The 26,596-nt window shown below is 46.3% G+C and carries 39 protein-coding genes; 37 read left to right on the forward strand and 2 right to left on the reverse strand.

The genetic code is table 11. From position 1 onward, the window contains the following. The first annotated feature begins 1 nt into the window (after position 1). The 36 genes from fusA (at position 2) to hscA (ending at position 22,537) form a co-directional block, all read left to right on the forward strand. On the forward strand, positions 2–2,104 hold the full coding sequence (gene fusA / locus B051_RS0103740) for an elongation factor G (protein WP_018476838.1): 2,103 nt from the start codon (positions 2–4) through the stop codon (positions 2,102–2,104). Between the two features lie 12 nt (positions 2,105–2,116). Then, entirely contained in the window at positions 2,117–2,422 is a 306-nt protein-coding gene (gene rpsJ, locus B051_RS0103745; protein WP_007654312.1) for a 30S ribosomal protein S10, read from the forward strand. A 174-nt stretch (positions 2,423–2,596) separates the two neighbouring features. Continuing rightward, positions 2,597–3,214, forward strand: a complete 618-nt coding sequence (gene rplC / locus B051_RS0103750) for a 50S ribosomal protein L3 (protein ID WP_018476839.1) — start codon at positions 2,597–2,599, stop codon at positions 3,212–3,214. Position 3,215: 1 nt separating this feature from the next. Continuing rightward, positions 3,216–3,842, forward strand: coding sequence for a 50S ribosomal protein L4 (gene rplD / locus B051_RS0103755; protein ID WP_026236168.1), 627 nt, complete (start codon positions 3,216–3,218; stop codon positions 3,840–3,842). Between the two features lie 2 nt (positions 3,843–3,844). Further along, a complete protein-coding gene (rplW, locus tag B051_RS0103760; RefSeq protein WP_018476841.1) occupies positions 3,845–4,132 on the forward strand; it encodes a 50S ribosomal protein L23 in 288 nt (95 codons plus the stop codon). Positions 4,133–4,142: 10 nt separating this feature from the next. Then, on the forward strand, positions 4,143–4,967 hold the full coding sequence (gene rplB, locus B051_RS0103765; RefSeq protein WP_026236169.1) for a 50S ribosomal protein L2: 825 nt from the start codon (positions 4,143–4,145) through the stop codon (positions 4,965–4,967). 3 nt (positions 4,968–4,970) lie between these two features. After that, positions 4,971–5,249, forward strand: coding sequence for a 30S ribosomal protein S19 (gene rpsS / locus B051_RS0103770; RefSeq protein WP_018476843.1), 279 nt, complete (start codon positions 4,971–4,973; stop codon positions 5,247–5,249). Between the two features lies 1 nt (position 5,250). Beyond that, on the forward strand, positions 5,251–5,643 hold the full coding sequence (gene rplV, locus B051_RS0103775; protein ID WP_026236170.1) for a 50S ribosomal protein L22: 393 nt from the start codon (positions 5,251–5,253) through the stop codon (positions 5,641–5,643). Positions 5,644–5,647: 4 nt separating this feature from the next. Then, positions 5,648–6,439: a 30S ribosomal protein S3 gene (gene rpsC / locus B051_RS0103780; RefSeq protein ID WP_018476845.1), complete on the forward strand. Its 792-nt coding sequence runs from the start codon at positions 5,648–5,650 to the stop codon at positions 6,437–6,439. Between the two features lie 30 nt (positions 6,440–6,469). After that, complete coding sequence (rplP, locus tag B051_RS0103785) at positions 6,470–6,892, forward strand: 50S ribosomal protein L16 (protein WP_026236171.1); 423 nt, start codon at positions 6,470–6,472, stop codon at positions 6,890–6,892. A 3-nt stretch (positions 6,893–6,895) separates the two neighbouring features. Further along, on the forward strand, positions 6,896–7,096 hold the full coding sequence (gene rpmC, locus B051_RS0103790; RefSeq protein ID WP_026236172.1) for a 50S ribosomal protein L29: 201 nt from the start codon (positions 6,896–6,898) through the stop codon (positions 7,094–7,096). A gap of 15 nt (positions 7,097–7,111) precedes the next feature. Beyond that, positions 7,112–7,369 (forward strand): 30S ribosomal protein S17, encoded by a 258-nt coding sequence (rpsQ, locus tag B051_RS0103795; protein WP_018476848.1) that lies wholly within the window; start codon positions 7,112–7,114, stop codon positions 7,367–7,369. A 1-nt stretch (position 7,370) separates the two neighbouring features. Beyond that, entirely contained in the window at positions 7,371–7,739 is a 369-nt protein-coding gene (rplN, locus tag B051_RS0103800) for a 50S ribosomal protein L14 (RefSeq protein ID WP_018476849.1), read from the forward strand. Between the two features lie 20 nt (positions 7,740–7,759). After that, positions 7,760–8,083 (forward strand): 50S ribosomal protein L24, encoded by a 324-nt coding sequence (rplX, locus tag B051_RS0103805; RefSeq protein WP_018476850.1) that lies wholly within the window; start codon positions 7,760–7,762, stop codon positions 8,081–8,083. A 1-nt stretch (position 8,084) separates the two neighbouring features. Continuing rightward, complete coding sequence (rplE, locus tag B051_RS0103810) at positions 8,085–8,639, forward strand: 50S ribosomal protein L5 (protein ID WP_018476851.1); 555 nt, start codon at positions 8,085–8,087, stop codon at positions 8,637–8,639. A gap of 5 nt (positions 8,640–8,644) precedes the next feature. Then, the gene (gene rpsN / locus B051_RS0103815; protein ID WP_018476852.1) at positions 8,645–8,914 is read left to right on the forward strand and encodes a 30S ribosomal protein S14; all 270 of its coding nucleotides are present in this window, start codon (positions 8,645–8,647) and stop codon (positions 8,912–8,914) included. Between the two features lie 90 nt (positions 8,915–9,004). Further along, a complete protein-coding gene (gene rpsH / locus B051_RS0103820) occupies positions 9,005–9,403 on the forward strand; it encodes a 30S ribosomal protein S8 (protein ID WP_018476853.1) in 399 nt (132 codons plus the stop codon). 14 nt (positions 9,404–9,417) lie between these two features. Then, positions 9,418–9,972 carry a 50S ribosomal protein L6 gene (gene rplF, locus B051_RS0103825; RefSeq protein WP_018476854.1) on the forward strand — a complete coding sequence of 185 codons (555 nt, stop codon included), beginning with the start codon at positions 9,418–9,420 and terminating at the stop codon, positions 9,970–9,972. 8 nt (positions 9,973–9,980) lie between these two features. Next, positions 9,981–10,331, forward strand: coding sequence for a 50S ribosomal protein L18 (gene rplR / locus B051_RS0103830; protein WP_018476855.1), 351 nt, complete (start codon positions 9,981–9,983; stop codon positions 10,329–10,331). A gap of 6 nt (positions 10,332–10,337) precedes the next feature. Further along, positions 10,338–10,856 carry a 30S ribosomal protein S5 gene (rpsE, locus tag B051_RS0103835; RefSeq protein WP_018476856.1) on the forward strand — a complete coding sequence of 173 codons (519 nt, stop codon included), beginning with the start codon at positions 10,338–10,340 and terminating at the stop codon, positions 10,854–10,856. Positions 10,857–10,861: 5 nt separating this feature from the next. After that, on the forward strand, positions 10,862–11,041 hold the full coding sequence (gene rpmD, locus B051_RS0103840) for a 50S ribosomal protein L30 (protein WP_018476857.1): 180 nt from the start codon (positions 10,862–10,864) through the stop codon (positions 11,039–11,041). Position 11,042: 1 nt separating this feature from the next. Continuing rightward, the gene (gene rplO / locus B051_RS0103845; protein ID WP_018476858.1) at positions 11,043–11,489 is read left to right on the forward strand and encodes a 50S ribosomal protein L15; all 447 of its coding nucleotides are present in this window, start codon (positions 11,043–11,045) and stop codon (positions 11,487–11,489) included. A 5-nt stretch (positions 11,490–11,494) separates the two neighbouring features. Continuing rightward, positions 11,495–12,811, forward strand: coding sequence for a preprotein translocase subunit SecY (secY, locus tag B051_RS0103850; RefSeq protein WP_018476859.1), 1,317 nt, complete (start codon positions 11,495–11,497; stop codon positions 12,809–12,811). 1 nt (position 12,812) lies between these two features. After that, positions 12,813–13,586, forward strand: coding sequence for a type I methionyl aminopeptidase (gene map, locus B051_RS0103855; RefSeq protein ID WP_018476860.1), 774 nt, complete (start codon positions 12,813–12,815; stop codon positions 13,584–13,586). Next, positions 13,587–13,805 carry a translation initiation factor IF-1 gene (gene infA, locus B051_RS0103860; RefSeq protein ID WP_018476861.1) on the forward strand — a complete coding sequence of 73 codons (219 nt, stop codon included), beginning with the start codon at positions 13,587–13,589 and terminating at the stop codon, positions 13,803–13,805. Positions 13,806–13,811: 6 nt separating this feature from the next. After that, positions 13,812–13,928 carry a 50S ribosomal protein L36 gene (rpmJ, locus tag B051_RS22150; protein ID WP_007654264.1) on the forward strand — a complete coding sequence of 39 codons (117 nt, stop codon included), beginning with the start codon at positions 13,812–13,814 and terminating at the stop codon, positions 13,926–13,928. Between the two features lie 9 nt (positions 13,929–13,937). Next, positions 13,938–14,315 carry a 30S ribosomal protein S13 gene (gene rpsM, locus B051_RS0103865; protein WP_018476862.1) on the forward strand — a complete coding sequence of 126 codons (378 nt, stop codon included), beginning with the start codon at positions 13,938–13,940 and terminating at the stop codon, positions 14,313–14,315. Between the two features lie 9 nt (positions 14,316–14,324). Then, positions 14,325–14,717, forward strand: coding sequence for a 30S ribosomal protein S11 (rpsK, locus tag B051_RS0103870; protein ID WP_018476863.1), 393 nt, complete (start codon positions 14,325–14,327; stop codon positions 14,715–14,717). Positions 14,718–14,739: 22 nt separating this feature from the next. Continuing rightward, positions 14,740–15,345, forward strand: a complete 606-nt coding sequence (gene rpsD, locus B051_RS0103875; protein WP_018476864.1) for a 30S ribosomal protein S4 — start codon at positions 14,740–14,742, stop codon at positions 15,343–15,345. A gap of 38 nt (positions 15,346–15,383) precedes the next feature. Then, positions 15,384–16,373, forward strand: a complete 990-nt coding sequence (locus B051_RS0103880; protein WP_018476865.1) for a DNA-directed RNA polymerase subunit alpha — start codon at positions 15,384–15,386, stop codon at positions 16,371–16,373. A gap of 69 nt (positions 16,374–16,442) precedes the next feature. Then, entirely contained in the window at positions 16,443–16,955 is a 513-nt protein-coding gene (gene rplQ / locus B051_RS0103885) for a 50S ribosomal protein L17 (RefSeq protein WP_026236173.1), read from the forward strand. A gap of 76 nt (positions 16,956–17,031) precedes the next feature. Further along, the gene (carA, locus tag B051_RS0103890; protein WP_026236174.1) at positions 17,032–18,138 is read left to right on the forward strand and encodes a glutamine-hydrolyzing carbamoyl-phosphate synthase small subunit; all 1,107 of its coding nucleotides are present in this window, start codon (positions 17,032–17,034) and stop codon (positions 18,136–18,138) included. 21 nt (positions 18,139–18,159) lie between these two features. Beyond that, complete coding sequence (gene eno, locus B051_RS0103895; protein ID WP_018476868.1) at positions 18,160–19,437, forward strand: phosphopyruvate hydratase; 1,278 nt, start codon at positions 18,160–18,162, stop codon at positions 19,435–19,437. A gap of 88 nt (positions 19,438–19,525) precedes the next feature. Continuing rightward, positions 19,526–19,825 carry an FtsB family cell division protein gene (locus tag B051_RS0103900; protein ID WP_018476869.1) on the forward strand — a complete coding sequence of 100 codons (300 nt, stop codon included), beginning with the start codon at positions 19,526–19,528 and terminating at the stop codon, positions 19,823–19,825. Between the two features lie 168 nt (positions 19,826–19,993). Further along, positions 19,994–20,560 (forward strand): helix-turn-helix domain-containing protein, encoded by a 567-nt coding sequence (locus tag B051_RS0103905; RefSeq protein WP_033316707.1) that lies wholly within the window; start codon positions 19,994–19,996, stop codon positions 20,558–20,560. A 114-nt stretch (positions 20,561–20,674) separates the two neighbouring features. After that, on the forward strand, positions 20,675–22,537 hold the full coding sequence (gene hscA, locus B051_RS0103910) for a Fe-S protein assembly chaperone HscA (RefSeq protein ID WP_026236176.1): 1,863 nt from the start codon (positions 20,675–20,677) through the stop codon (positions 22,535–22,537). 65 nt (positions 22,538–22,602) lie between these two features. Here hscA and B051_RS0103915 read toward each other — a convergent pair whose 3' ends face one another. Both B051_RS0103915 and B051_RS0103920 read right to left on the reverse strand, forming a co-directional pair. Beyond that, positions 22,603–22,941: a hypothetical protein gene (locus tag B051_RS0103915; RefSeq protein ID WP_018476872.1), complete on the reverse strand. Its 339-nt coding sequence runs from the start codon at positions 22,939–22,941 to the stop codon at positions 22,603–22,605. 4 nt (positions 22,942–22,945) lie between these two features. Then, the gene (locus tag B051_RS0103920; RefSeq protein ID WP_018476873.1) at positions 22,946–24,013 is read right to left on the reverse strand and encodes an Ldh family oxidoreductase; all 1,068 of its coding nucleotides are present in this window, start codon (positions 24,011–24,013) and stop codon (positions 22,946–22,948) included. 188 nt (positions 24,014–24,201) lie between these two features. Here B051_RS0103920 and B051_RS0103925 point away from each other — a divergent pair, with 188 nt between their 5' ends. Next, positions 24,202–26,589, forward strand: coding sequence for a tetratricopeptide repeat protein (locus tag B051_RS0103925; RefSeq protein WP_071594857.1), 2,388 nt, complete (start codon positions 24,202–24,204; stop codon positions 26,587–26,589). Positions 26,590–26,596: the final 7 nt, after the last annotated feature.

Here is a 26,596-nt window from a genome sequence, read left to right on the forward strand (position 1 = left end):
GATGGCAAGAGACTTAAGATATACAAGAAATATTGGTATTGCTGCTCACATCGATGCTGGTAAAACCACGACAACAGAGCGTATACTTTACTATACCGGCAAATCACATAAGTTAGGTGAAGTCCATGAAGGTGGAGCTACAACTGACTGGATGGAGCAGGAGCAGGAGCGAGGTATTACAATTACCTCAGCAGCCGTAACTGTAAACTGGAATTACAGAGGGCAGCCGTATCACATCAACATCATCGATACACCCGGTCACGTGGACTTTACTGTAGAAGTAAACCGCTCACTGCGTGTATTAGATGGCTTGGTTTTCCTTTTCAGTGCAGTAGATGGCGTTGAGCCACAGTCAGAGACCAACTGGCGCTTAGCTGACAACTACAAAGTAGCGCGTATCGGATTCGTTAATAAAATGGACCGTTCGGGTGCTGACTTCCTTGCTGTTTGTAAGCAGGTAAAGGAGATGCTGGGAAGCAATGCAGTAGCACTTCAGTTACCAATTGGCTCAGAAGACAACTTCAAAGGGGTGGTTGACCTTGTAAACAACCGTGGCATCATTTGGAACGAAGCAGATAAAGGCATGACCTTCACAGAGGTTCCAATTCCAGATGACATGGTAGAGGAAGCCGCTGAATATAGAGAAAAGCTTTTGGAAGCAGTAGCAGAGTACGATGAAAGTCTAATGGAGAAATACTTCGAAGACCCTAATTCAATCTCTGAAGACGAAATCCTGGCCGCGCTGCGTGCCGCAACTATCGACATGGCCATCGTGCCAATGCTTTGCGGTTCATCCTTCAAAAACAAAGGTGTACAAACAATGCTGGATTATGTGATGGCATTGATTCCATCGCCTATGGATAAGGAAAGCATTATAGGAACCGATCCGGATACAGGTAATGAGATATCTCGTAAGCCAAGCGCTTCAGAGCCTTTTGCAGGACTAGCTTTCAAAATAGCGACAGACCCTTACGTAGGACGCCTCTGTTTTGTGAGAGCTTATTCAGGTATCTTGGAGTCAGGATCTTACGTGTACAACACAAGATCTAACAACAAGGAGCGTATCTCGCGCATCTTCCAAATGCACGCCAATAAGCAGAACCAGATTGAAAGACTGGAGGCTGGAGATATCGGTGCAGTAGTAGGCTTCAAAGACATCAAGACTGGTGATACCTTGTGTGATCAGAATGCGAAAATAGTTCTTGAGTCCATGGAATTCCCTGAACCAGTGATTGGATACGCAATCGAGCCAAAAACGCAGGCGGACTCAGACAAAATGGGTATGGCAATTGCGAAACTGGTTGAAGAGGATCCTACCTTGCAAGTGAATACAGACGAGGAAACTGGTCAGACTATCCTGCGAGGAATGGGTGAGCTTCACTTGGAGATTATCATTGACCGCATGAAGCGGGAGTTCAAGGTTGAATTGAACCAAGGAGCTCCACAAGTGGCTTACAAAGAAACCATCACTAAATCTGTAGAGCATAGAGAAGTGTTCAAGAAGCAGTCAGGTGGTCGTGGTAAGTTCGCAGATATTGTGTTCACAATGGGACCACGAGAAGATGGAAAGCAAGGCCTAGAGTTTGTGAATGCAATCGTGGGTGGTGTGATTCCAAAAGAATTCATACCAGCTATTCAGAAAGGATTCGAAGAGTCTATGAAGAATGGTATTTTGGCTGGATTCCCAATTGACTCCATGAAAGTACGCTTGTTCCATGGTTCATTCCACGATGTTGACTCCGACTCACTTTCTTTTGAGCTTGCAGCACGTCAAGGTTTCAAAGAAGCAGGTAAGCAATGTGGTGCAAAACTACTTGAGCCAATCATGGCTGTAGACGTGGTTACGCCAGATGAATATACCGGCCCAGTTACAGGTGACCTTAACAGAAGAAGAGGCATCATGAAAGGGATGGATACAAAAGGAACTTCATCAGTTGTGAAAGCAAATGTACCACTTTCTGAGCTGTTCGGTTACGTAACAGACCTTCGTACTATCACTTCCGGTAGAGCTACTGCCTCTTTGACTTTCTCACATTACGAGCAAGTACCACAGAACTTGGCAGACGGCATAATCGCTAAATTAAAAGGAACTGCAGCTAAATAGTAGTAAAAGATAATGAATCAGAAAATAAGAATAAAGCTTAAGTCTTACGACCACAACCTGGTAGACAAATCTTCTGAGAAGATTGTTAAAGCTGTGAAAGCTACTGGCGCTATCGTAAGCGGACCAATTCCACTTCCAACAGAGAAGGATAAGTTTACAGTGTTGCGTTCGCCACACGTGAACAAGAAGTCTCGTGAGCAGTTTCAGCTTTGCACTTACAAGCGCTTAGTTGACATCTACTCTACAAGCTCTAAAACTGTAGATGCGCTAATGAAGCTAGAATTGCCAAGTGGCGTAGACGTTGAGATTAAAGTTTGATTAAACTGCTCAATAATTTTAAAAGAGAACCTTCGGGTTCTCTTTTTTTATGCACTGATTAATAATAATTTACATAAAGCTTGTTAAAGAATTTTAAAAATCATTAACTTTGCACTCCCTTAGCAAAAGCTGAGGGGTAAAATATTTATATCCATCTTTTAAAAAACAAGTTGAATGCCTGGAATTATCGGTAAAAAAATCGGAATGACAAGCCTCTTCACTACAGATGGTAAATACACTCCTGTTACGCTTATCCAAGCTGGCCCATGTGTAGTTACTCAGGTGAAGACGGTTGAGACTGATGGCTATGCAGCTGTACAGCTTGGCTACGGCGAGAAAAAGCTGAAGAGAGTAACAAAAGCAGAAGCTGGTCATTACAAGAAAGCTAATACGTCAGCTAAGAAAAAAGTTGCAGAATTCGATGTAGAGGGTGTGTCTCTGAATCTCGGTGATTCAGTTGATGTGAATCTATTCGAAGAAGGAGAATTTATTGATGTGGTTGGTACATCAAAAGGTAAAGGTTTCCAGGGCGTTGTAAAGCGTCACAACTTTGCCGGTGTTGGTGGCCAGACGCACGGTCAGCACAACAGGGCAAGACACCCTGGTTCTATTGGTGCATGTTCTTGGCCTTCAAGAGTATTCAAAGGAATGCGCATGGCCGGTAGAATGGGCGGTAACAGAGTAAAAATTCAAAACTTGACTGTGTTACGAGTAATTGCAGACAAAAATCTGTTGGTAGTTAGTGGCTCTGTACCAGGTGCCAAAAATTCTTACGTGTTAATTGAGAAATAAAATGGAGCTTTCTGTATTGAATATCAAAGGTGAGGATACAGGTAGAAAGGTAACACTTTCTGATGCTGTATTTGGTGTAGAGCCAAATGAGCATGCAATGTATCTTGACGTGAAGCAGTACCTGGCAAATCAGAGACAAGGTACACACAAATCTAAGGAAAGAAACGAAGTAGCTGGATCAACTAAAAAGATCAAGAAGCAAAAAGGAACTGGTGGTGCACGTGCAGGCAGCATAAAAGCGCCTTTGTTTGTAGGTGGCGGTAGAGTGTTTGGTCCAAAGCCAAGAAACTACAGCTTCAAGCTAAATAAGAAGTTGAAAGATGTAGCAAGAGCTTCAGCACTTTCTCTTTTGGCACGTGATAACAAAGTTTCTCTATTAGAAGCCTTCTCTTTTGAAGCTCCAAAGACGAAAGAGTTCAAGGCTATCCTGAGCAATTTAAAGTCTGAAGGCAAGACATTAGTTGTGCTTCCTGCTGTAGACAAAAACGTTGTTCTTTCTGGAAGAAATCTAAACAAAGTAAAAGTTTCTACTGCTAGCGACTTAAACACATACGACCTGTTGAATACAGAGCGCGTGCTGTTGGTAGAAGATTCTGTAAACATAATTGAAAACCTCCTTAGCGCATAACAATGAACATTCTGAAAAAACCGCTTCTGACGGAAAAATTCGCTGCCATGAATGAGGTTGGAAAGTATGCTTTCGAGGTGAATATCCGCGCCAACAAAGTTGAAATCAAAAAGGCAGTAGAGAAGCTTTATGGGGTTACAGTTGAGAAAGTAGCTACCATGAAGACGCAAGGCAAAGTAAAGAGCAAGTACACCAAATCTGGTGCTGTTTCAGGCCGTGCAGCTTCTAAGAAAAAAGCAATCGTAACCCTGAAAGAGGGTGAAGTAATAGACTTTTACAGCAGCATATAATTAAATCACAATGGCTTTAAAGAAGTTAAGACCAACAACACCAGGTCAAAGATTCCGTGTAGCGCCAGCGTTCGATGAAATCACGACAGCTACACCTGAGAAATCTTTGTTGGCACCTATCAAAAAATCTGGTGGACGCAATAACTCGGGTAGAATGACTATGCGCTATATGGGCGGTGGTCACAAGCAGAAGTACAGAGTGATAGACTTCAAGCGCACCAAGTATGGTGTTCCTGCTACAGTGAAGACTATCGAGTATGACCCGAATAGAACAGCCCGCATTGCCCTGCTATTTTATGCAGATGGTGAGAAGAGCTACATCATCGCTCCATCAGGCATAGAAGTAGGAACAGTGGTAGTATCAGGCCCTGGTGTTGCACCAGAGGTTGGTAACTGCCTCCCTTTATCTGATATTCCTCTAGGTACTATCGTTCACAACATCGAGCTACAGCCTGGCAACGGCGCTACACTAGCAAGAAGTGCAGGTTCTTATGCACAGCTGGTAGCAAGAGAAGGCCGATATGCTACTATCAAGCTTCCTTCAGGTGAGCTTCGCATGGTTCTCGTAAACTGCTACGCTACAGTAGGAACAGTTTCTAACTCTGACCACATGAACGTGAAGATTGGCAAAGCTGGTCGTAACAGATGGTTGGGCAGACGTCCAAGAGTTCGTGGTGTTGCTATGAACCCAGTTGATCACCCTATGGGTGGTGGTGAAGGTAAGTCTTCAGGCGGTCACCCACGTTCACGTAAAGGCTTGCTTGCTAAAGGTCTTAAGACAAGAAGCAAGAAAAAGCATTCAGAGAAACTAATAGTTAATAGAGGAAAGAAATAGTAAATGGCTAGATCACTAAAAAAAGGGCCTTATATTGACTACAGGCTCGAGAAGAAAGTTGACGTGATGAATGAGGCTGGCAAAAAGACAGTCATCAAGACATGGTCACGCAGATCCATGATTTCACCAGATTTCGTTGGACATACATTCGCAGTACATAACGGAAATAAGTTCATCCCGGTTTATGTAACTGAAAACATGGTAGGACATAAATTAGGCGAATTCGCACCTACCAGAAACTTTAGAGGTCATATTGCTAAAAAAGATAAAGGCAAGCGATAATATGGAAGCAGTAGCAAGACTTAAAAACGTGCCTACTTCTCCTCGCAAAATGCGATTAGTAGCAGGTCTAGTGCGCGGCAAGAGCGTAAACAAAGCTTTGGGCTTATTGAAATTCGAAGCTAACTCAGGTGCTGCCAGAATCGAAAAACTTCTTTTATCTGCCTTAGCAAACTGGCAACAAAAGAATGAAGATTCTCGCATCGAGGAAGCCAATCTCTTCATCAAGGAAATCTTCGTGGATGAAGGTAAGATGCTGAAGCGTCTGCGCCCAGCTCCTCAAGGACGTGGTTATAGAATCAGAAAGAGATCAAATCATGTTACAGTTGTAATCGACAGTATGACTGAAGAGCAATTGGAGCAGCAATCAAAGAAATCTAAAAAAGCCAATAAGTAAGAACATGGGACAGAAAGTAAATCCAATAGGTTTTCGCCTAGGAGTTATCAAAGGTTGGGATTCTAACTGGTATGGTGGAAAAGATTTCGCTGAGAAGCTGGTTGAAGACGAGAAAATCAGAAAATATATTTTAGCGCGTATCCCTAAAGGTGGCATTTCTAAAATCATTATTGAAAGGACACTAAAGCGCATCACTATCACAGTTAACACTGCCAGACCAGGTGTAGTAATCGGAAAAGGCGGCCAGGAAGTAGATAAAATCAAAGAAGAGCTTAAGAAGCTTACAAACAAAGATGTTCAAATCAACATCTTTGAAATTAAGCGCCCTGAGTTGGATGCTAAACTGGTAGGTGAGTCTATTGCTCAGCAGTTGCAGGCTCGTATCTCTTTCCGTCGTGCTATGAAGCAGGCTATCGCTTCTGCCCTGCGTGTTGGTGCTGAAGGTATCAAGGTTCAGGTATCAGGTCGCTTGGGCGGTGCTGAGATGGCAAGAACGGAGCACTATAAGGAAGGAAGAACTCCTCTTCACACACTGCGTGCTGATATCGACTATGCCCTGTCTGAAGCTCAGACGGTATATGGTAAGCTAGGCATCAAGGTATGGATTTTCAAGGGCGAAGTTTACGGTAAGAAAGACCTTACTCCGAACGCTGGACTTGAAAGCAAAGGTGGCCCTGGTGCACAGAGTGGTGGTGGTGACCGAAGAAGCCGTGGTGGAGAGCGTGGTGAGCGTGGAGAACGCGGTGACCGTAGGAAAACGGACGGTGCTGCTAAGCCGCGCAAGCGTCGCCAGTAATTGATTGATAACATTATTAAGTTTTAGAAAATGTTACAGCCTAAAAGGACTAAATATAGAAAAATGCAAAAAGGCCGCGTGAAAGGTCTGGCTCATAGAGGCAGTACTATTTCATTTGGTTCTTTTGCCATCAAATCTCTGGAAGCTACTTGGATTACAAGCCGTCAGATAGAGGCCGCTCGTATCGCGATGACAAGAGCAATGAAACGTGAAGGTCAGGTATGGATTCGTATCTTCCCAGATAAGCCTATCACGAAGAAGCCTGCAGAGGTTCGTATGGGTAAGGGTAAGGGTTCTCCTGAGTATTGGGTAGCCGTGGTTAAGCCAGGTACCATCATGTTTGAATCGGATGGTGTGCCTCTGGAAGTAGCCAAGGAGTCACTGAGACTTGCTGCACAGAAGCTGCCAGTTAAAACAAAGTTTGTAGTACGTAGAGATTACGTTGAGAAATAGTATATGAAAAATTCAGAGATTAAAGCTTTGTCTTTAGAAGAGCTGAAAGAGAAGCTGAACACGGAGCAAACAACCATGCAGAACCTGCGTTTTGCACATGCTATCTCTCCGTTGGAAAATCCAATGAAAATCCGTGAGACGAAGAGGCTGGTTGCCCGTCTGAATACAGAAGTTCGTCGCCGTGAAATTGAAGCTAACTCTTAATACTTAATAGAAATCATGGAAGAGAGAAATCTTAGAAAAGAAAGAAGTGGTAAGGTTGTTAGCAACAAGATGGACAAATCTATCACTGTTCTTGTGGAAAGCAGAATGAAGCACCCGATGTACGGGAAGTTCGTGAGCAAGTCAACAAAATTCATGGCGCATGATGAGAAGAATGAGTGCAATATCGGAGATACGGTACGCATTCAGGAGACACGTCCGCTGAGCAAGAACAAGAACTGGCGTTTAGTAGAAATCATAGAAAGGGCGAAGTAAGATGATACAGCAAGAATCAAGATTAACTGTAGCTGACAACAGCGGAGCCAAAGAGGTGTTGTGTATTCGTGTACTAGGTGGTACAGGAAAGAAGTATGCTTCTATCGGTGACAGAATAGTAGTAACTGTGAAATCAGCCCTATCTTCTGGAAACGTTAAAAAGGGAACTGTTTCTAAGGCAGTTATTGTAAGGACTAAGAAAGAAATCAGAAGGAAAGACGGCTCATATATTCGTTTCGACGACAACGCTGCCGTTCTTTTGAACGCCAACAATGAGCCACGTGGTACGCGTATCTTCGGACCAGTAGCACGTGAACTTCGTGAAAAGCAATTCATGAAAATTGTTTCGTTAGCACCTGAAGTTCTTTAATCATTAATTCAGATATCAAGATGAATAAGAATAAACTTCATGTAAAGACTGGCGATACAGTAAAAGTACTTGCTGGTGACGAGCGCGGTAAGACAGGCCGCATTACTGCTGTAAATATTGAGAAGCAAAAGGTAACTATCGAAGGATTGAACATGGTGACGAAACATTCGAAGCCAAGTGCAAAGAATCCTCAGGGTGGTATAACAAAAGTTGAAGCTCCTATTCACGCTAGCAATGTTGCACTTGTTGACCCAAAGACTGGTGCTACTACCAAGGTTGGCAAAAGAAAAAACAGCGAAGGTAAAACAGAGCGTTATTCTAAAAAAACAGGAGAGGTAATCTAATATGGCAACTGCAAGATTAAAAGAGAAATACCAGAATGAGGTAGTGCCTGCACTTAAAGAGAAGTTCCAATACAAGAACGTCATGCAGGTGCCTAAAATCACTAAGATTTCCATCAACAAAGGTATAGGTGCTGCTGTAGCTGACAAAAAGCTGGTAGATATTGGTGTGGAAGAACTAACCACTATCTCTGGTCAAAAGGCTGTAGCTACTATCGCAAAAAAATCAGTTTCCAACTTCAAATTACGTGAAGGTATGCCAATCGGTGCCCGCGTGACATTGAGAGGTCAGAAAATGTATGAGTTCCTGGACCGTTTGTTGACTATCGCACTTCCACGTGTTCGTGACTTCAGAGGTGTGAACGACAAAGGCTTCGATGGTAGAGGCAACTATACCTTGGGTGTAAAAGAGCAGATAATCTTCCCAGAAATTAGCATCGATAAAGTAAAAGCTATCAGTGGTATGGATATCACCTTTGTAACTACAGCTCAGACTGACGAGGAGAGTTACGAACTGCTTAAAGCTTTTGGTATGCCTTTCACTAATGTTAAGAAATAAGTAAAATGGCGAAAGAAGCAGTAAAAGCGAGAGAGCTTAAGAGACAAAAATTAGTAGCTAAATATGCTGCTAAGCGTGCTGAATTAAAGGCAAAAGGGGATTACGAGGCACTGGATAAACTTCCGAAGAACTCTTCTCCTGTTAGACTACACAATCGTTGCAAGCTAACCGGAAGGCCACGTGGCTACATGAGAAAGTTTGGTATTTCTCGTGTTACTTTCAGAGAGCTTGCTTCTGCTGGTAAAATTCCTGGAGTAACAAAGTCCAGCTGGTAATTTTTTCTTAATACACTAAGAAAGAAGAAAAGATATTCTTATCTTTGCCGCTCGCTTAGAAAAAAGCAATCAAGATTTAAGTGATTCATAATGAACTCAGATCCAATAGCAGATTATTTAACTAGAGTGCGTAACGCCATCAAGGCAAACCACAGAGTAGTTGAAATACCATCTAGCAATATAAAGAAAGAGATTACAAAAGTATTGTATGACAAAGGCTACATCCAAAGCTATAAATTTGATGATGCAGCTGTACAAGGTACAATCAAAATCGCTCTGAAATACAACCCTACTACTAAGCAGTCTGCTATTGTGAAACTAGAGCGGGTTAGTAAGCCAGGGCTTCGTAAGTACACCGGAAATGATAACTTGCCTCGCGTCCTCAATGGCCTGGGTGTAGCTATTCTTTCAACTTCTAAAGGTGTGATGACTGAAAAAGAAGCCAAATCACTGAATGTAGGTGGTGAGGTATTGTGTTACGTTTACTAATAGGAGGATAGACAATGTCACGTATAGGAAAATTGCCAATCACCCTGCCAAACGATATTCAGGTAACAGTAGGTGAGAACAATGTGGTGACTGTGAAAGGGCCAAAGGGAACTTTGACAACACCTGTTGACAGAGACATCATCGTTCGTCAAGAAGACGGTCAGATAGTAGTTGAGCGTCCTACAGAGCAGAAGCGTCACAAAGCGATGCATGGTCTTTACCGTTCACTCATCAACAACATGGTGGTGGGTGTTACACAAGGCTATAAGGAGCAGCTGGAGCTTATGGGTGTAGGTTATAAAGCTACTGTTCAAGGTAACATTCTTGAGCTTGCTCTAGGATATTCGCACAACATCTTCATGACAATGCCTGCTGAAGTATCAGCATCTGCTGTTACAGAAAAAGGTAAAGCACCTGTTATCACGCTTGAAAGCAATGACAAGCAATTGATAGGACAGGTTGCCGCTAAAATCAGATCGCTCCGCAAAGTAGAGCCTTACAAAGGTAAGGGTATACGTTTTGTGGGTGAAGTTGTAAGAAGAAAAGCTGGTAAGACAGCGTCTAAATAATCATCATCATGTCTGCAAATAAAGTACAAAGAAGACTTAGAATTAAGAGAAGTATCAGAAACAAGATTTCTGGTACTCCTGCCAGACCAAGGTTATCTGTTTTCAGAAGCAACAAAGCTATCTACGCGCAGTTAATCGATGATACAACAGGAAAAACTTTAGCTGCTGCCTCTTCTGCGAAGATTGATGGTGTAACAAACGCTAATATTTCAGTATCGAACCAAGTAGGTAAAGAAATAGGTGCTAAGGCTATCGAACTGGGCATTACACAGGTTGTGTTTGACCGTTCAGGTTATCTGTACCACGGCAAAGTAAAATCATTGGCTGAAGGCGCTCGTGAAGCTGGCCTTAAATTCTAAGAAGTTATGTTGAAGAATAATGTTCGCAGTGTGAAGGCTAGCGAGATAGAACTAAAGGAAAGAGTAGTAGCTATCAACCGTGTTGCCAAAGTAGTTAAAGGTGGTAGAAGATTCAGCTTTGCTGCTATCGTAGTTGTTGGAGACGGCAATGGCGTAGTAGGCTACGGATTGGGCAAAGCCAATGAAGTTACTGACGCTATCGCTAAGGGTATAGACGATGCCAAGAAAAACCTGGTAAAGGTTCCTCTTTATCACCATACCGTTCCTCATGCAATGGAAGGTAAGTATTCAGGTGGCTTCGTTCTTGTGAAGCCGGCAGCCCAGGGTACTGGTGTAATAGCAGGTGGTGCAATGCGTGCCGTACTGGAAAGTGCAGGTATCAAAGACGTGCTTTGCAAGTCTAAAGGCTCTTCGAATCCTCACAACGTAGTTAAGGCTACCTTTGACGCTCTATCAAAGATGCGTGACCCATTGGCCGTAGCTCAGCAGCGAGGAGTTAATTTGCAAAAAGTATTTAACGGTTAATTGAGATGGCTAAAGTAACAATCACACAAGTTAAAAGCATAATTGACAGACCTAAGAGCCAGAAGCTTACAATACAAGCACTGGGACTTGGTAAAATCAATAAATCAGTGACTGTTGAATTGACTCCTCAGATTGCTGGTATGGTTAACAAGGTTCACAATTTAGTAGAAGTAAAAGACATTTAACATGTATTTGAATTCATTAAAACCTGCAGAAGGATCTGTAAAGGCTAGAAAGAGAATAGGCAGAGGTACAGGCTCAGGTAGAGGTGGAACTTCTACCAGAGGACACAAAGGTGCTAAATCTCGTTCAGGCTATTCCCAGAAATCTGGGTTCGAAGGCGGTCAGATGCCACTTCAAAGACGAGTTCCTAAATTCGGCTTTAAGAATTTCAACAGAGTTGAATATAAAGCTATCAATTTAGATGTTGTTGAGAAATTAGCTGCTGAGACTAACGAAAAAGTTCTTAACTTTGATTTCTTCAAGGCCCACGGTTTGGTGTCTAAGAATGATAAAGTAAAAGTACTTGGTAGAGGAGAGATATCCACAGCTGTAGAGGTACACGCTCATGCTTTTTCTCAAACTGCCATTTCATCCATTGAAAAAGCAGGCGGTAAAACAGTAGCTCTTTAATTTTTATGAAGAAGTTTATAACAACAATCAAGAACATTTTTGCTATTGATGATTTGAGGATTAGGATTCTCAACACCATCGGATTTATAGCTATTTTCAGATTAGGTTCTTATGTTGTTCTTCCTGGTGTCGATCCTAACCAACTCAAAGCTAATACGACCGGAATATTCGGTCTATTAGATACTTTCTTAGGTGGAGCATTTAGCAATGCTTCCATCTTTGCGTTGGGTATCATGCCATATATATCAGCTTCTATCGTATTGCAGCTACTCACTATTGCTGTTCCTTATTTCCAAAAGATGCAGAAGGAGGGTGAGTCTGGTCGAAAGAAAATCAACCAAATCACCCGAGTTCTTACTATTATTATAACATTAGCACAGGCTGTAGGATTTGTTGCGACAATCAACAGCGAAGCAATTGTTATCAATACAACACTGTTTACTATTACCTCCATGATAGTGCTTACTTCAGGTACTATTTTCTGTATGTGGTTGGGTGAACGAATAACGGATAAAGGTATAGGTAATGGTATCTCCATGCTTATCATGATAGGTATCATATCCCGATTCCCAGGTGCTATTGTAGCTGAGGCCTTATCCAAAGAGTTGAATGGGGCTCTTGTTTTCATATTTGAGCTGGTGGTTCTGTTCTTTGTAGTGATGTCTGTTGTGATGCTTACGCAGGCTGTAAGAAGAATTCCTGTTCAGTATGCAAAGCAGGTGGGGGGAAGCTCACTCTACAGCGGTCAGCGTCAGTTCATTCCATTGAAGGTGAATGCGGCGGGTGTTATGCCTATCATTTTCGCGCAGTCTCTGATGTTCCTGCCTTCTATGGTGGCTTCTATATGGGCAGATACCAATGAAACTGCCAGTTATATTGGTGCTACGTTTTCTGACTTCACCTCCTGGCAGTACAATGTTGTGTTTGGATTGATGATTCTAATCTTCACGTATTTCTATACAGCGATTAGTGTGAATCCAAACCAGATTGCAGATGACTTGAAAAGAAGTGGCGGTTTTGTGCCAGGTGTTAAGCCAGGCCGCGCGACTTCAGAATATATTGATAACATTCTTACAAAGATAACGCTGCCTGGAGCCATCTATCTTGCTCTTGTAGCTATCTTTCCTTCCATTGCGATGCTTCTTGGTGTAACCAGAGAATTTTCTCAGTTCTTCGGAGGTACTTCGCTTATCATCATGGTAGGTGTAGTATTGGACACTCTGCAACAAATTGAAAGCTACTTATTAATGCGTCATTACGATGGCATGATGAAATCTGGAAAGCTGAGAGGTAGAACAGAAAACATCGCCATGGTATCCTAAAATGATATTTTACAAAACTGAAGAAGAAATAGAGCTAATTCGCCAGAGTGCTTTGATATTAAGCAAAGCACATGGCGAAATAGCTCTTCTTATAAAAGAGGGTGTCTCAACAGCTGCTCTTGATCAGAGAGCCGAAGAATTCATCAAAGATAGTGGAGGTATTCCTTCATTTAAGAATTACAACGGATTCCCATACAGCTTATGCATCTCTGTTAATTCTACAGTTGTGCATGGAATGCCTAGCAAGTATGTTTTGAACGATGGCGATGTGATTTCTGTTGACTGTGGTGTTTACTACAATGGTTTTCATAGTGACTGCGCTTATACTCATCCCGTAGGTGATGTTTCATTAGAAGTTTCTCAACTACTTTCAGTCACAAAGGAGTCTTTGTATAAAGGAATTGAAAAAGCCATTGTCGGTTCTAGATTAGGTGATGTCAGCCACGCCATTCAGCAACATGCTGAAAGCTTTGGCTACGGAGTTGTAAGAGAATTAGTAGGTCATGGAATCGGAAAAGATTTACATGAATCTCCAGAAGTGCCTAATTATGGGAAGCGTGGACAAGGGCTAAAGCTTCAAAATGGTTTGGTGCTTGCCATAGAGCCTATGGTTAATTTGGGTACGAGATACATTGTTCAGGAAGAGGACGGATGGACAATTAGGACCAGAGATAAAAAGCCTTCGGCTCATTTTGAACACACAGTAGTAATACGCAAAGACAAAGCAGAAGTATTAACAACTTTTGATTACATAGATAAAGCTAAAAATCAATAAATGGCGAAGCAGTCCTCTATCGAACAAGACGGAACTATCATAGAAGCATTATCAAATGCCATGTTTCGGGTAGAGTTAGAAAATGGTCATCAGGTCGTAGCTCATATCTCAGGTAAAATGAGAATGAACTACATCAAAATCTTACCAGGTGATAGGGTTAAACTGGAGATGTCTCCATATGATTTAACCAAAGGTAGAATTGTTTATCGATATAAATAAATTACAATGAAAGTTAAAGCATCAGTAAAGAAAAGAAGTGCTGAATGTAAAGTTATCCGCCGCAAGGGGAAGCTTTATGTAATCAACAAAAAAAATCCAAGATATAAACAAAGACAAGGATAATTATTTATTATGGCAAGAATAGCAGGAGTAGATATTCCGGATAACAAAAGAGGAGAAATCTCTTTGACCTACATTTTCGGTATAGGTCGTAAGCTTTCTCAATCGATTCTTACTAAGGCCGGGGTGGATCTTGACAAAAAGGTGAAAGACTGGACCGAAGATGAAGCTAATGAGATAAGAAATATCATTGCAGCAGAGGTTAAAACAGAAGGTGTTTTAAGATCTGAAGTGCAATTGCATATTAAGCGTCTTCTTGATATTGGCTGCTACCGTGGTTTGAGACACCGTAAAGGTCTACCTGTACGTGGTCAGCGCACTAAGAACAACTCGCGCACAAGAAAGGGTAAGCGTAAGACAGTAGCAAACAAGAAGAAGGCTTCTAAATAATTTTTGATCATGGCTCAGAAAAGAAAAGACAAAGCTAAAAAGCGTGTAGTAGTTGTAGAATCAACTGGCCAAGTACACATCAAAGCTTCTTTCAATAATATCATTATCTCAGTAACCAATAACGCAGGACAAGTTATCTCTTGGGCTTCTGCTGGTAAAATGGGTTTCAAAGGTTCTAAAAAGAACACTCCTTACGCTGCACAAATGGCAGCTTCAGACTGCGCTAAAGTTGCTTATGACTTAGGTATGCGCAAAGCTGAAGTATTTGTAAAAGGTCCAGGTGCAGGTAGAGAGTCCGCCATCCGTACTGTGCAAAATACTGGAATCGAAGTGACGACTATCAAGGACGTTACTCCACTTCCACACAACGGATGTCGTCCTCCTAAACGCAGAAGAGTTTAATTAGTAAATCAGATTAAATACAATGGCAAGATATACTGGTCCTAAAAGCAAAATCTCTAGAAAATTCAGCGAAGAGATTTTCGGCCCAAGCAAAGCATTAAAAAAGAAAAGCTATCCTCCAGGGATGCACGGCCGTGGTCGTCGTAAGAAGCAGTCAGAGTATGCGATTCAGCTTGCTGAAAAGCAGAAAGCAAAATATATCTATGGCATGCTTGAGAAGCAGTTCGCTAATCTCTTCGAAAAAGCAGCCAGAAAAGGTGGTATCACTGGTGAGAACTTGTTGATACTTCTTGAGTCAAGGCTAGATAACACTGTTTATAGACTTGGTATCGCTCCAACAAGAAGAGCTGCTCGCCAGCTTGTGTTGCACAAACACATTACGGTTGACGGTGAAATCGTTAACATTCCTTCTTATAGCTTGAAAGTTGGTCAAACGGTAGCTGTTAGAGAAAAGTCTAAATCTCTAGAAGCCATTACTACTAGCCTGACAGTGCGAAATGCACGTGCGTTCAGCTGGTTAGAGTGGGACGGAGCTAGCATGGTTGGTAGATTTGTGGCTGCGCCTCAGCGTGACCAAATTCCTGAGAAAATTCAGGAGCAGCTAATCGTCGAGCTTTACTCTAAGTAAGCCGCTTAATCAATTTTTTAACCTTTAACACTGCAAGTATGTCAATATTAGCATTTCAAATGCCAGAGAAAGTTGTGATGGAAAAAGCCGACGACTTTCATGGTTTATTTGAATTCAAGCCGCTTGAAAAAGGTTACGGTGTAACCATCGGTAATGCTCTGCGAAGGATATTGCTTTCTTCTCTGGAAGGATTTGCAATTACTAGCGTTCGCATACCTGGTGTACTGCATGAGTTCTCGTCTGTTGAAGGCGTAGTGGAGGATGTATCTGACATCATCCTGAACCTGAAAATGGTTCGCTTTAGAAAGGTAAGCGAAGTGATTGATGACAAAATCACGGTTACTATCTCTGGACAGGATACTTTCACTGCTGGTGACATAAATAAGTTTTCTACTAGCTTTGAGGTGTTGAACCCAGAGCTGGTGATTTGCAACATGGATAAGAACATGACGCTTGAGGTTGAGCTTACCATTCAGAAGGGACGTGGTTACGTACCAGCTGAAGACAATAAGCCAGCCGATCAGGTATTCGGACTTATCCCTATCGACGCAATCTTCACGCCTATCAAAAACGTGAAGTTCAGTGTAGAGAACACGCGTGTTGAGCAGAAGACTGACTATGAAAAGCTAGTGCTTGACATACAGACTGACGGTTCGATCCATCCAGAAGATGCTCTTAAAGGAGCTGCGAATATCCTTATTCAGCACTTTATGCTCTTCTCTGACAACACTATGACGTTCGAGACAGCCAAGCCTGAAGAAGAGGAGGCTGTAGATGAGGAACTGCTGCATATGCGCAAAGTCCTGAAGACATCACTTCAGGATATGGATTTATCAGTGAGAGCTTACAACTGCTTAAAGGCTGCCGACATTAAAACGCTTGGTGACCTGGTGCAGCTTGATATCTCTGACATGATGAAGTTCCGTAACTTTGGTAAGAAGTCATTGACTGAGTTGGAGAACTTGGTACAAGAGAAAGGCCTGACTTTTGGTATGGACCTTTCTAAATATAAACTGGAAGAAGATTAATTCATCTACGGCATAATTCCCAATCCCTGAAAAGGTTGATTGACGGTATGCACGTGCACAATTCAAAAAATGAGACACGGTAAAAAAGTAAATCACTTAGGAAGAACCGCTTCACACCGTAAGGCAATGCTGTCAAACATGGCTGCTTCCCTTATCCTGCACAAGCGTCTTTCTACTACAGTAGCTAAGGCTAAAGCACTTCGCAAGTATGTGGAGCCACTGCTGACAAAATCTAAGAATGATACTACTCACTCAAGAAGAACGGTATTTGCCTACCTGCAGGACAAAGAGTCTGTGAAGGAGCTTTTTGATGAAGTATCTGCTAAAATTGCTTCCAGACCAGGTGGTTATACCCGCATTCTGAAGACTGGTTACAGATTAGGTGACAACGCAGAAATGTGTGTTATCGAGCTTGTAGACTACAACGAAGACATGCTGTCAACAACTGGTGCTGCTGCTGGCGCTAAGAAGACCCGCCGTCGTACTTCTTCTAAGAAGAAAGGCGCTGAGTCGACTGATGCTGCTGCTCCGGCAACTCCAGAGGCTGAAGGTACTACTGAGGCGACGAAAGATGCTGAATAAGCATAGCTTTTGAAATATCTTAAAGGGACATGACGGAAGTCGTGTCCCTTTTTTATTTTTGCATCAAATATAAATAATGAAGAAACATACATCCTCCGAAGCAATTCTCTTATTAAAAGACGGTACTGTTTTCACAGGCAAAAGCCTGGGGCGTATAGGTACTACTGGTGGTGAGTTATGCTTTAATACAGGTATGACGGGCTATCAGGAAATTTTCACGGACCCTTCTTATTTTGGTCAGCTTGTTATTACCACCTTTTCGCACATCGGTAATTATGGTGTGCAGTCGGAAGAGGTGGAATCTGATAAGATTCAGATTAACGGTCTAGTTTGTAAGGAGTTTTCGCATCACTTCTCCCGTAAATCAGCTGAAGGCTCGCTGCAGGACTATTTTGAGAAATCTGGTATAGTTGGCATCTGTGAGATAGATACACGTGCGTTGGTGCGCTACATACGTGACAAGGGTGCTATGAATGGCATCATTTCTTCGGAGACGACAGACATTGAAGTACTGAAGCGCAGGTTAGAGGAAGTGCCTTCCATGGCCGGCCTAGAGCTTGCCTCTGAAGTTAGCACCAATAAGGAGTATGACATGCGTCCTGAAGAGGTGAAGTACAGGGTGGCCGTGCTGGACTTGGGTGTGAAGCGTAACAGCCTGTATAACCTTGTCCAACGCGGTTGTGAGGTGAAGGTGTTCCCTTATAATACTCCTTTTGAGGAGATGGAAAAATGGAATCCGGATGGCTATTTCGTATCCAATGGTCCTGGCGACCCAGCGGCTACAAAAGTGGCCATTGAAAGTGTGAAACAGATTCTAGATAAGGAGAAGCCGATGTTCGGGATTTGCATGGGACACCAGATGCTGGCACAGGCGAATGGTATAGCCACCTACAAAATGCACAACGGGCACAGAGGGCTCAATCACCCGGTGAAGAACCTGATTACCGGACTGAGCGAAATCACGTCACAGAACCATGGGTTTGTGGTGGACGCTGAGCAACTCAAAAACCACCCTAACGTAGAGGTAACGCACATCAACCTCAACGACAACACGGTGGAAGGTATACGCATGAAGGGCAAGCCAGCTTTCTCGGTACAGTACCACCCTGAATCGTCGCCGGGACCGCACGATTCTACCTACCTGTTCGATGATTTCATCGCGCTACTAGAGCAATACAAGTAAAACTATATAAAAACAAACCCAATGAGCTTAATAACAGATATCAAAGCCAGGCAGATTTTCGATTCAAGAGGCAATCCTACTGTTGAGGTAGATGTGTTTACTGAGAATGGCGTTTTGGGCCGTGCTGCGGTTCCATCCGGTGCTTCCACAGGCGTTCATGAGGCCGTGGAGTTGCGCGATGGCGACAAAGGCAGGTACATGGGCAAAGGCGTACTGCAGGCCGTCAAGAATGTCAACGACAGAATCGCTGAGGAGCTCGTTGGTTTTCCGGTATTCGACCAAAACCTGCTGGACAAAATCATGATTGAACTCGATGGCTCTGACAACAAAGGAAACTTGGGTGCCAATGCCATTCTGGGTGTTTCGCTGGCGATTGCCCGTGCTGCCGCGCAGGAACTGGGTATGCCGCTTTACCGCTACGTGGGTGGCGTGAACGCGAATACGTTGCCTGTACCTATGATGAACATCCTCAACGGTGGCAGCCACGCAGACAACGCCATTGATTTCCAGGAGTTCATGATTATGCCGGTAGGCGCGCCGTCCTTTTCTGAGGCGTTGCGTATGGGCTCTGAGGTGTTCCACCACCTGAAGAACGTGCTGAAGAAAAAAGGCCTCTCCACGAACGTAGGCGACGAGGGTGGTTTTGCTCCGAACATCGCGTCAAACGTGGAAGCGATTGAAGTGGTGCTACAGGCCATCGAAGCGGCAGGCTACAAGCCAGGCGACGACATGATGATTGCCATGGATGCTGCCAGCTCTGAGTTCTACGACAAGTCTACCGGACTCTATACCTTCAAGAAATCTACGGGTGATAAGCTGACTTCATCAGAAATGGTAAGCTACTGGAAGGAATGGACAGAGAAGTACCCTATCGCCTCTATAGAGGATGGTATGGATGAAGACGATTGGAAAGGCTGGAAAGAACTGACAGAGACCATTGGCAACAAGGTACAGCTGGTGGGCGATGACCTGTTCGTAACGAACGTGAACCGCCTCCAGCAAGGTATAGACCAAGGTGTGGCGAACTCCATCTTGATTAAGGTGAACCAGATAGGCACCCTGACCGAGACCATCAACGCCATCAACCTGGGCCTGCGCCACGGGTATAAGAGTGTGATGTCCCACCGGTCTGGCGAGACAGAGGACAATACCATCGCAGACTTGGCGGTGGCGCTGAACACCGGCCAAATCAAGACCGGTTCTGCTTCCCGCTCTGACCGTATGGCCAAATACAACCAGCTGCTTCGCATTGAAGAGGAGCTGGGCGAGATAGCCTATTACCCTGGCAGGAAGTTCTAATATAGGATTTGAAAATATTTTAGGTGTAAGGCTGTGGGTTTATGACTCACAGCCTTATTTTTGTATAAGCACCTTTAGTAGTATCTCTATGCTCAAGCGCATCCCCAAGTTTTTCCGAAGTTTCTATTTCATTACCTCCGTGTTGTTTGTGGTGTGGATGCTCTTTTTCGATTCTAATGACTTTATCACGCAGTACCAGATGAACCGGGAACTGAAGGATAAGGAAGAAATGAAGCAGTATTACCTGGATAAGATGGTGGAAGTGGAGAAGGACCGCCGCGAGCTGATGGGCAACCCGGAACTGCTGGAGAAATTCGCGCGCGAACAGTACCTGATGAGGCGCCCCGGAGAAGATGTTTTCATCATCGTGCCAAAGAAAGAGAATTAAGGTATAGGTTCATCAATGGACGTGCATAAAGCTGTTTTTACGAACAGCTTTATGCATTTATAGCCTTTTGAAGTCTGTTAGTCATAAATGTCGTAGGAATGTCATAGAAATACCGTCAGCTCAGATGATACTTTTAATGTAGTATTGAGAAACAAATCTGCAGACACCATGAAGAACTTAGGTAACAAGATTCTAGAAATACGAAAAAGAAAAGGTCTTAGCCAGGAGGAGCTCTCGGAGAGTGCAGGTATAAGCCTGCGAACTTTGCAACGTATAGAAAAAGAGGAGACCGAGCCGAGAGGATATACCTTAAAATCCATATGCCAGTCACTTGGAATAGATGTAGAGCAGGTATACGACTACGGCAAGGAGGCAGACAAAGGCGTGCTGCTGCTGATGCACTTGTCGGTGCTGTCGTATTTACTGCTGCCTCTCGGTAACATTATCTTCCCGCTGATTATCTGGATAACACAGAAAAAGAAAGTGCTCCATGTATATGAGCAAGGCATTAGCTTATTAAACTTTCAAATTACATGGTCGCTGCTGACCTATCCGCTCGCTTTAGCTTTTGCATTGATGAAGATGCTACACTACCCCGGCTCCTGGTATGTATTTGCTGCCTACATCTTGTTTTACTTCCTGAATGCGCTATACATTATTAAGGTATGCTGGCTTGTTAGTAAAGACTCTGCACAATCACATTATCCTTTTTCCTTTAGCTTACTGAAGCCCTGAGCTAGTCTGATTAGGCATAAAGGAAGACCATCCCCACACCTCCCCTTATTTTTTCGTAACTTTGTAGGAATGCGCTGCTGCTCTGTGGTGGCGACCTCACTTAAGCACAAGAACATGGCAAAAGTTGCGATAAACCTTTCTACAGGCGCCCTTCAGCAGGAAGAAGTGATTGTAGGCATAGACCTTGGGACTACCAACAGCTTGGTAGCCTACATCCATCCAGAGACCAAAAAGCCCATTGCGATAAATGATATGGACCGCGGTACTATTGTGCCGTCGGTGGTGCACTTTCCTCAAACCGGCGAGGCCATTGTGGGCACTGAGGCGAAGGAATACCTCACCACAGACCCTGCCCATACCATTTACTCCGTGAAGCGCCTGCTTGGTAAGTCTTATGGTGACTTGAGCGACCACCGCGACTACTTTGGCTATAAAATCATTGACGACGACAGCGAAGGCTTGGTGAAGATACGGGTGGGCGACCGCTTTTATTCACCTATTGAGCTTTCGGCTGAGATACTCAAAGAATTGCGCGCGCGCGCGGAACATGCCTTGAAAACGCCGGTGAACAGAGCTGTCATCACGGTTCCGGCCTATTTCAACGACTCCCAGCGCCAGGCTACCCGCGATGCCGGTAAACTGGCTGGGCTCGAGGTGCTGCGCATTGTGAACGAGCCGACGGCCGCTTCGCTGGCCTATGGCATCGGCGTGGACCCGAACGAGGAAAGAACCATCGCGGTGTACGATTTGGGCGGCGGTACCTTCGATATCTCCATTCTAAGCCTGCACCAAGGTATATTCGAAGTATTGTCCACGCACGGCGACACCTACCTGGGCGGCGATGACATGGACCGCGCCATCATCAACTACTGGATACAGGAGAACCAACTGATAGCCGACACTCTGAACCAGGACAAGCACCTGCAACAGGAGTTGCGCCTGAAGGCCGAAGAGGCGAAGAAGGCCCTGAGTCAGCAGCAAATCTACACCAGCAGGGTAAATGGCACGATTGAATGCGGTATAACCCGACACAAGTTCGAGGAGTTGATTGCCCCAATCGTAGCAAAGACGATAGACAGTTGCCGCATGGCCATGTCGGATGCCAAGCTGACGCCGGAGCAGATTGATGCCGTGATTATGGTGGGAGGCTCCACGCGCGTGCCGCTGGTATACGAAGCAGTGTCGGAGTTTTTCGGGAAACCAGCCAACAACACGCTGAACCCGGATGAGGTGGTGGCCTTGGGCGCCGCCATACAAGCCGACATACTGGCCGGTAACCGCAAGGACATCCTGCTGCTCGACGTGACGCCACTGACACTGGGTATAGAAACCATGGGCGGCCTGATGGATTCCATCATTCCGCGTAACTCAAAAATCCCGACCAAAGCCGGCCGGCAATACACCACGTCCATTGATGGCCAGGTGAACATGAAGATATCGGTGTACCAGGGAGAGCGCGACCTGGTGCGCGAGAACCGCAAACTCGCAGAGTTCGACCTGCAAGGTATACCTGCCATGCCGGCGGGCTTCCCGAAAGTGGATGTGAACTTCATCCTGAACGCCGACGGCATCCTGAAGGTAGAGGCCATCGAGCTACGCTCTGGTGTGCGTCAGGAGGTGGAGGTGAAGCCGCAGTACGGCCTGACAGACGCGCAGGTAGAGCAGATGCTGATGGATTCCATCACGCACGCACGCGAGGACGTGTCGGCGCGGATGGTGATAGAGGCCCGCACCACGGCCGAGCAGATGCTCTACCAGGTGGAGCGCTTCCTGGAGAAGAATGGCGAGCACCTGACCGAGGAGGAAATCAACCTGACCCGCGAGAACCTGCAGAAGCTGCGCGACACGCTGCCAAGCGGTGACAAGGACCAGATACTGAAAGCCGTGGACACCTTGGAGGAGCAGACGAGCCCTTTTGCGGAGCGCGTGATGCAGATATCTATCAAAAAAGCCATGGCAGGCAAGAAGATAGAATAGCAGCAGTTATACCCTAAAACAGGAAGCGCCGTCCCTTGGGACGGCGCTTCCTGTTTTAGGGTGGCTTATATGGTGACGGAGAGGATGAACTCCAGGAAATTGTAGTTCAGGTATAGGAGCGTAGCCGCCACGATTGCGCCTACCACCACATTGGCGTAGGGCTCGTCCTCTTCGCGCACCCGCCTCATGCCCCAGTATACGTAGGCCGCCAGTGCCAAGAGGCCATAGAGCAGGAGCAGGACAGGTATAGCAACCAGCACCGGTACGGGCACCAGATTCCAGAAGTAATTCAAGATGAGCCAAACCAGGTTCAGTATCCAGGTCACCACGAGCATCAGAATACTTCGTTTCGAGGAGCTCAAGCCAAGTGCCCGAAAAAACGCAGCGCCCTTCCCCTTTGCCATTGGCTTATAGTTTTACCTCGAATTTCTTGCTGAGTTCCTCCAGGTCTTTCTCTACGGGCGGCAACAGCGGAATCCCTTTCTTGAGGCGAATCTGTGTCATGATGCGCTCCGGGTCGCCCGGGATTAGTACCGCTTTCTCACCTTTTTTGACGCGTGCCTTGCGGAAGGTCTCAATCCAGTTGTCCATGTGTTGCTTGAACTCATCGGCAGGACGGAACGCATCGATGCGCATAGCCCCAAAGAAATGACCTATACCTTCTCCCACGGGATTATCGGGCGGGGAGAGGAAGCTGACAAAGGGAGGAACCCACGGGCCGTAGTTGGCACCCGATAGCACAGCCGAGAAAATGTCTACGATAGCACCCAGGGCATAGCCTTTGTGGCTGCCTCTTTCCCGTGTGCCGCCCAGTGGCAGGAGCGCCCCACCCGACTGCACCTCAAACGGGTTAGTAGAGCCTTGGCCATCAGCCGTTTGCACCCAGCCGCTTGGGGCCTTCTTTTCTTTACGCTGCAGAATCTCCAGTTTGCCGTTAGCGGCGGTGGTGGTGGCGAAGTCGGCTACGAAGGGTGGCTGCTCATTGGCAGGTATAGCCACCGCAATCGGGTTGGTGCCCAGCATGCGCTGTATGGAGTGGGTAGGAGCCACCAGCGGAGACGCATTCGTCATCGCCATACCTATCATGTCCTTGGAGAGGGCCTCCATGGCGTGGTAGCCGGCAATGCCGAAGTGGTTCGAGTTCCGCACCGACACCCAGCCTGTTCCCACCTTATCGGCCTTGGCGATGGCGATGTCCATGGCGCGGGGCGCAACCACCAAGCCCAAGCCGCCGTCGCCGTCTACTGTGGCCGTGCTGGGCGTCTCGTGCACAATGGTGATGTTGGGGGTTGCGTTGATGCGGCCGGCTTCCCAGAGGCGCACATAACCACTCAGGCGGGCAACGCCGTGGGAGTCAACCCCACGCAGGTCGGCTTCCAGCAGCACCTCGGCAGCGAGTTTGGCGTCTTTGGGCGGACAGCCCATCTTCAGGAAGATTTCTCGGGTGAAGTCGAACAGTTGTCGGTATGGGTACATAGCAATCAGGTTAGGGGCGCAAATTAAAAAATAATCGGGCCAATGCCTTGCAATTCGGGCTGCTAATCCTCGCCTCCCTTTTTTATACCTTCACCCAATTTATATCTGCTTTTTTCTATACTTTCGGGAATATAACGAAATGTGGAATAGATTTTGTCTTGGCCAAACCAGGCGAAACACTTACGATTATGGAAAGAGCTCTACTTCTTGTCTGGATACTCACAGCAGCATTGGCCGCTCAGGCCCAAAGCAAGCTTGTGTTTGAAGAAACCAAATCAGAGGCCTTCCTGATAAAGCAGCAGGTACCAGCTGGCAACAACAGCCAGACCCACAGCAACAGCATCATCCAACTTCTGAGCAACGGCGGCACGACTTCCGGCAAGGGAGGCCGGCCGAACCGGAAGCCGGAGTTCGTGGTGCGCCTGGAGCAGCATGCCCGCATTGCGGATGCCGGCGATGTGCTGCAGCTCAAAGTGCAGTTGCAGCAGTTGAACGCCACCGGCGATGTGTACTACCGCGGCTTCGACATGGCCCCGTTCTTGCTGCCCGAGAAGGCAAAGCTCATCGTGAAACTGCTCGATAGCCAGGGAAAAGAAGTGAAGAAGTATGACCTGTCTGGTGTGAATCTATCCAAGGAAACTGTGGTGGCGCTGGAGACCACCATACCTGACACGGCAACCAACCAAAGCTACAAGCTGAAGCTGGAAGGTATGGAGCTGCTCTACGGCAGCAACGATGTGCAGGAAGTGGAGGACCGCATCGACCTCATCCAGGATTACTATGCCGCAGACGCCACCTTGAGCAAGGCGCTGCAGGACATCGCCCGCATCAACCCGGAAGATATTGACCGCATCAAGCTACAGGACCGCCACCTGCACGAAATGGAGGAGGCACTCGTGCAGGTGCAGGGCAAGCGTTTCCAGGAGAAACTGGGCCTGAACCAATACGACCCACAGCGCTATACCTCCAAAGGTAGCCAACTGAGCCAACTGCTGAAAGAGCGCCGCCGTGCCATCAACCATACCCTGGCTACGCTGGACCAGCAGTTCTACAACCGGGGCATCAGCCTGTTGGCGAAGGGCAGCCAAGCTGCGGCGGCCACTTACTTCGTGAAGTCACTAGAAGTGAATCCGCGGTTTGCCCCGGCGCATCTGCAACTGGCCCGGCTGGACTTCGTGAGCGGCAACCTGCGCGACGCTGCCGGCCGTACCCGCGACATCCTGACCCAGATGCGCGTGGACCCGCAGACAGAACAGATGGCACTTGGTCTGGCATATGACATCTACGGCGCTTTTGTGACGCAGGGCCATGCCTTCAATGGCCAGGGCGACTACCGCAGCGCGCTGACTGCCTACGCCGATGCCCGCACCCTGTGCAGCACCATCGGGGGGCTGCGCTGCAACCTGCCGGCGCTCAACGATGGCGAAGGACGCGCCGTGTACGGTTACTACAGAGGTATAGTCGGAGAGGGAAAGGCGCTGCTGAGCCGTAACCAACTGGAGCAGGCGGAGCAGCTGGCAGACGAGGCCCTTGCCTTTCAGCAGCAGTACGACTACGTGCTGCACGACGCACCAGAGGCGACCGAGCTGCAAGGCCAGGTGAAGTACCAGTACTACGTTCTGCACATCGACAAAGGCCGTCATGCGATGAAGGCGCAGGATTACCGCAATGCCCTCAGTCAGTTTGAGTCGGCGCTGGCGCTAGAGCAGAGCTATACTTTCAAACCAGTGCGTGAGCTTGGCAGTCTGGCGCAGCAGGCGGCCAAGCCAGTGCTGCTGAGCCAACTCAGCGACGGCTATACCCAGGCCATGAACAACCAACTGGCCGATGCGCGAGCGACAGCCTCATCAGCAGAGAGCATGCGTGCCAGGTATGCCTTAGAGCAGGACAAAGAAGTACAGGCCAAATACGTGCAGCTGCGTGACCGGATTTTCACCCAGGAGTGCCTCAACACGCAGGCAGCCTACGACAAGCATTATCAGAATGCGCAGGCTTTGGTGCGCGAGCGTAAGTTCATTGCCGCTGACCAGGCCTATGCGGCGGCCATTGAAGCGGCAGGCTCGAAAGCGACCTGTATGATAGCCACCTTCACTGCAGAGGATGGACGCCAAACCATTGCGTCGGCTGTGGCCTACCAGCGCCTGCTCGGAGACGTGAACCGGTTGGTGGCTACCAGCCGCTATGCCGAGGCTATCCAGAAGTATAACGAGGCGGAGCAGCATTACCTGGGAAAGGGCATCGGCAAGTTCGGACTGGGCCATGTCTCGCTTTTCAACTACGCACGGGAACAGGACAAACTACCGTTCACGGCGATGGTAGTAGGGCACTTCACTGCCCTGCACGAAGAGCAGGCGGCCCTGCAACTACTGACCTCGCTGTTAGACAAAGGCTACTCCAAAGGGAAGACCAGCAAAGTGCAGGAGCAACTAGGTATACAGCTGGCCATAAAAGACGCAACCGGTGGCTTGAATGATTCTCCGAAGGTGCTGGCTGCTGGCTATACCCAGGGAAACAAGAAACTCAAAAAGCTGGGCAAGGCCTACGAGAAGGAGCGCAAAAAACTGGCAAGGGGGTAGGTATACC

Source organism: Pontibacter roseus DSM 17521 (assembly GCF_000373265.1).
Lineage (GTDB): Bacteria > Bacteroidota > Bacteroidia > Cytophagales > Hymenobacteraceae > Pontibacter > Pontibacter roseus.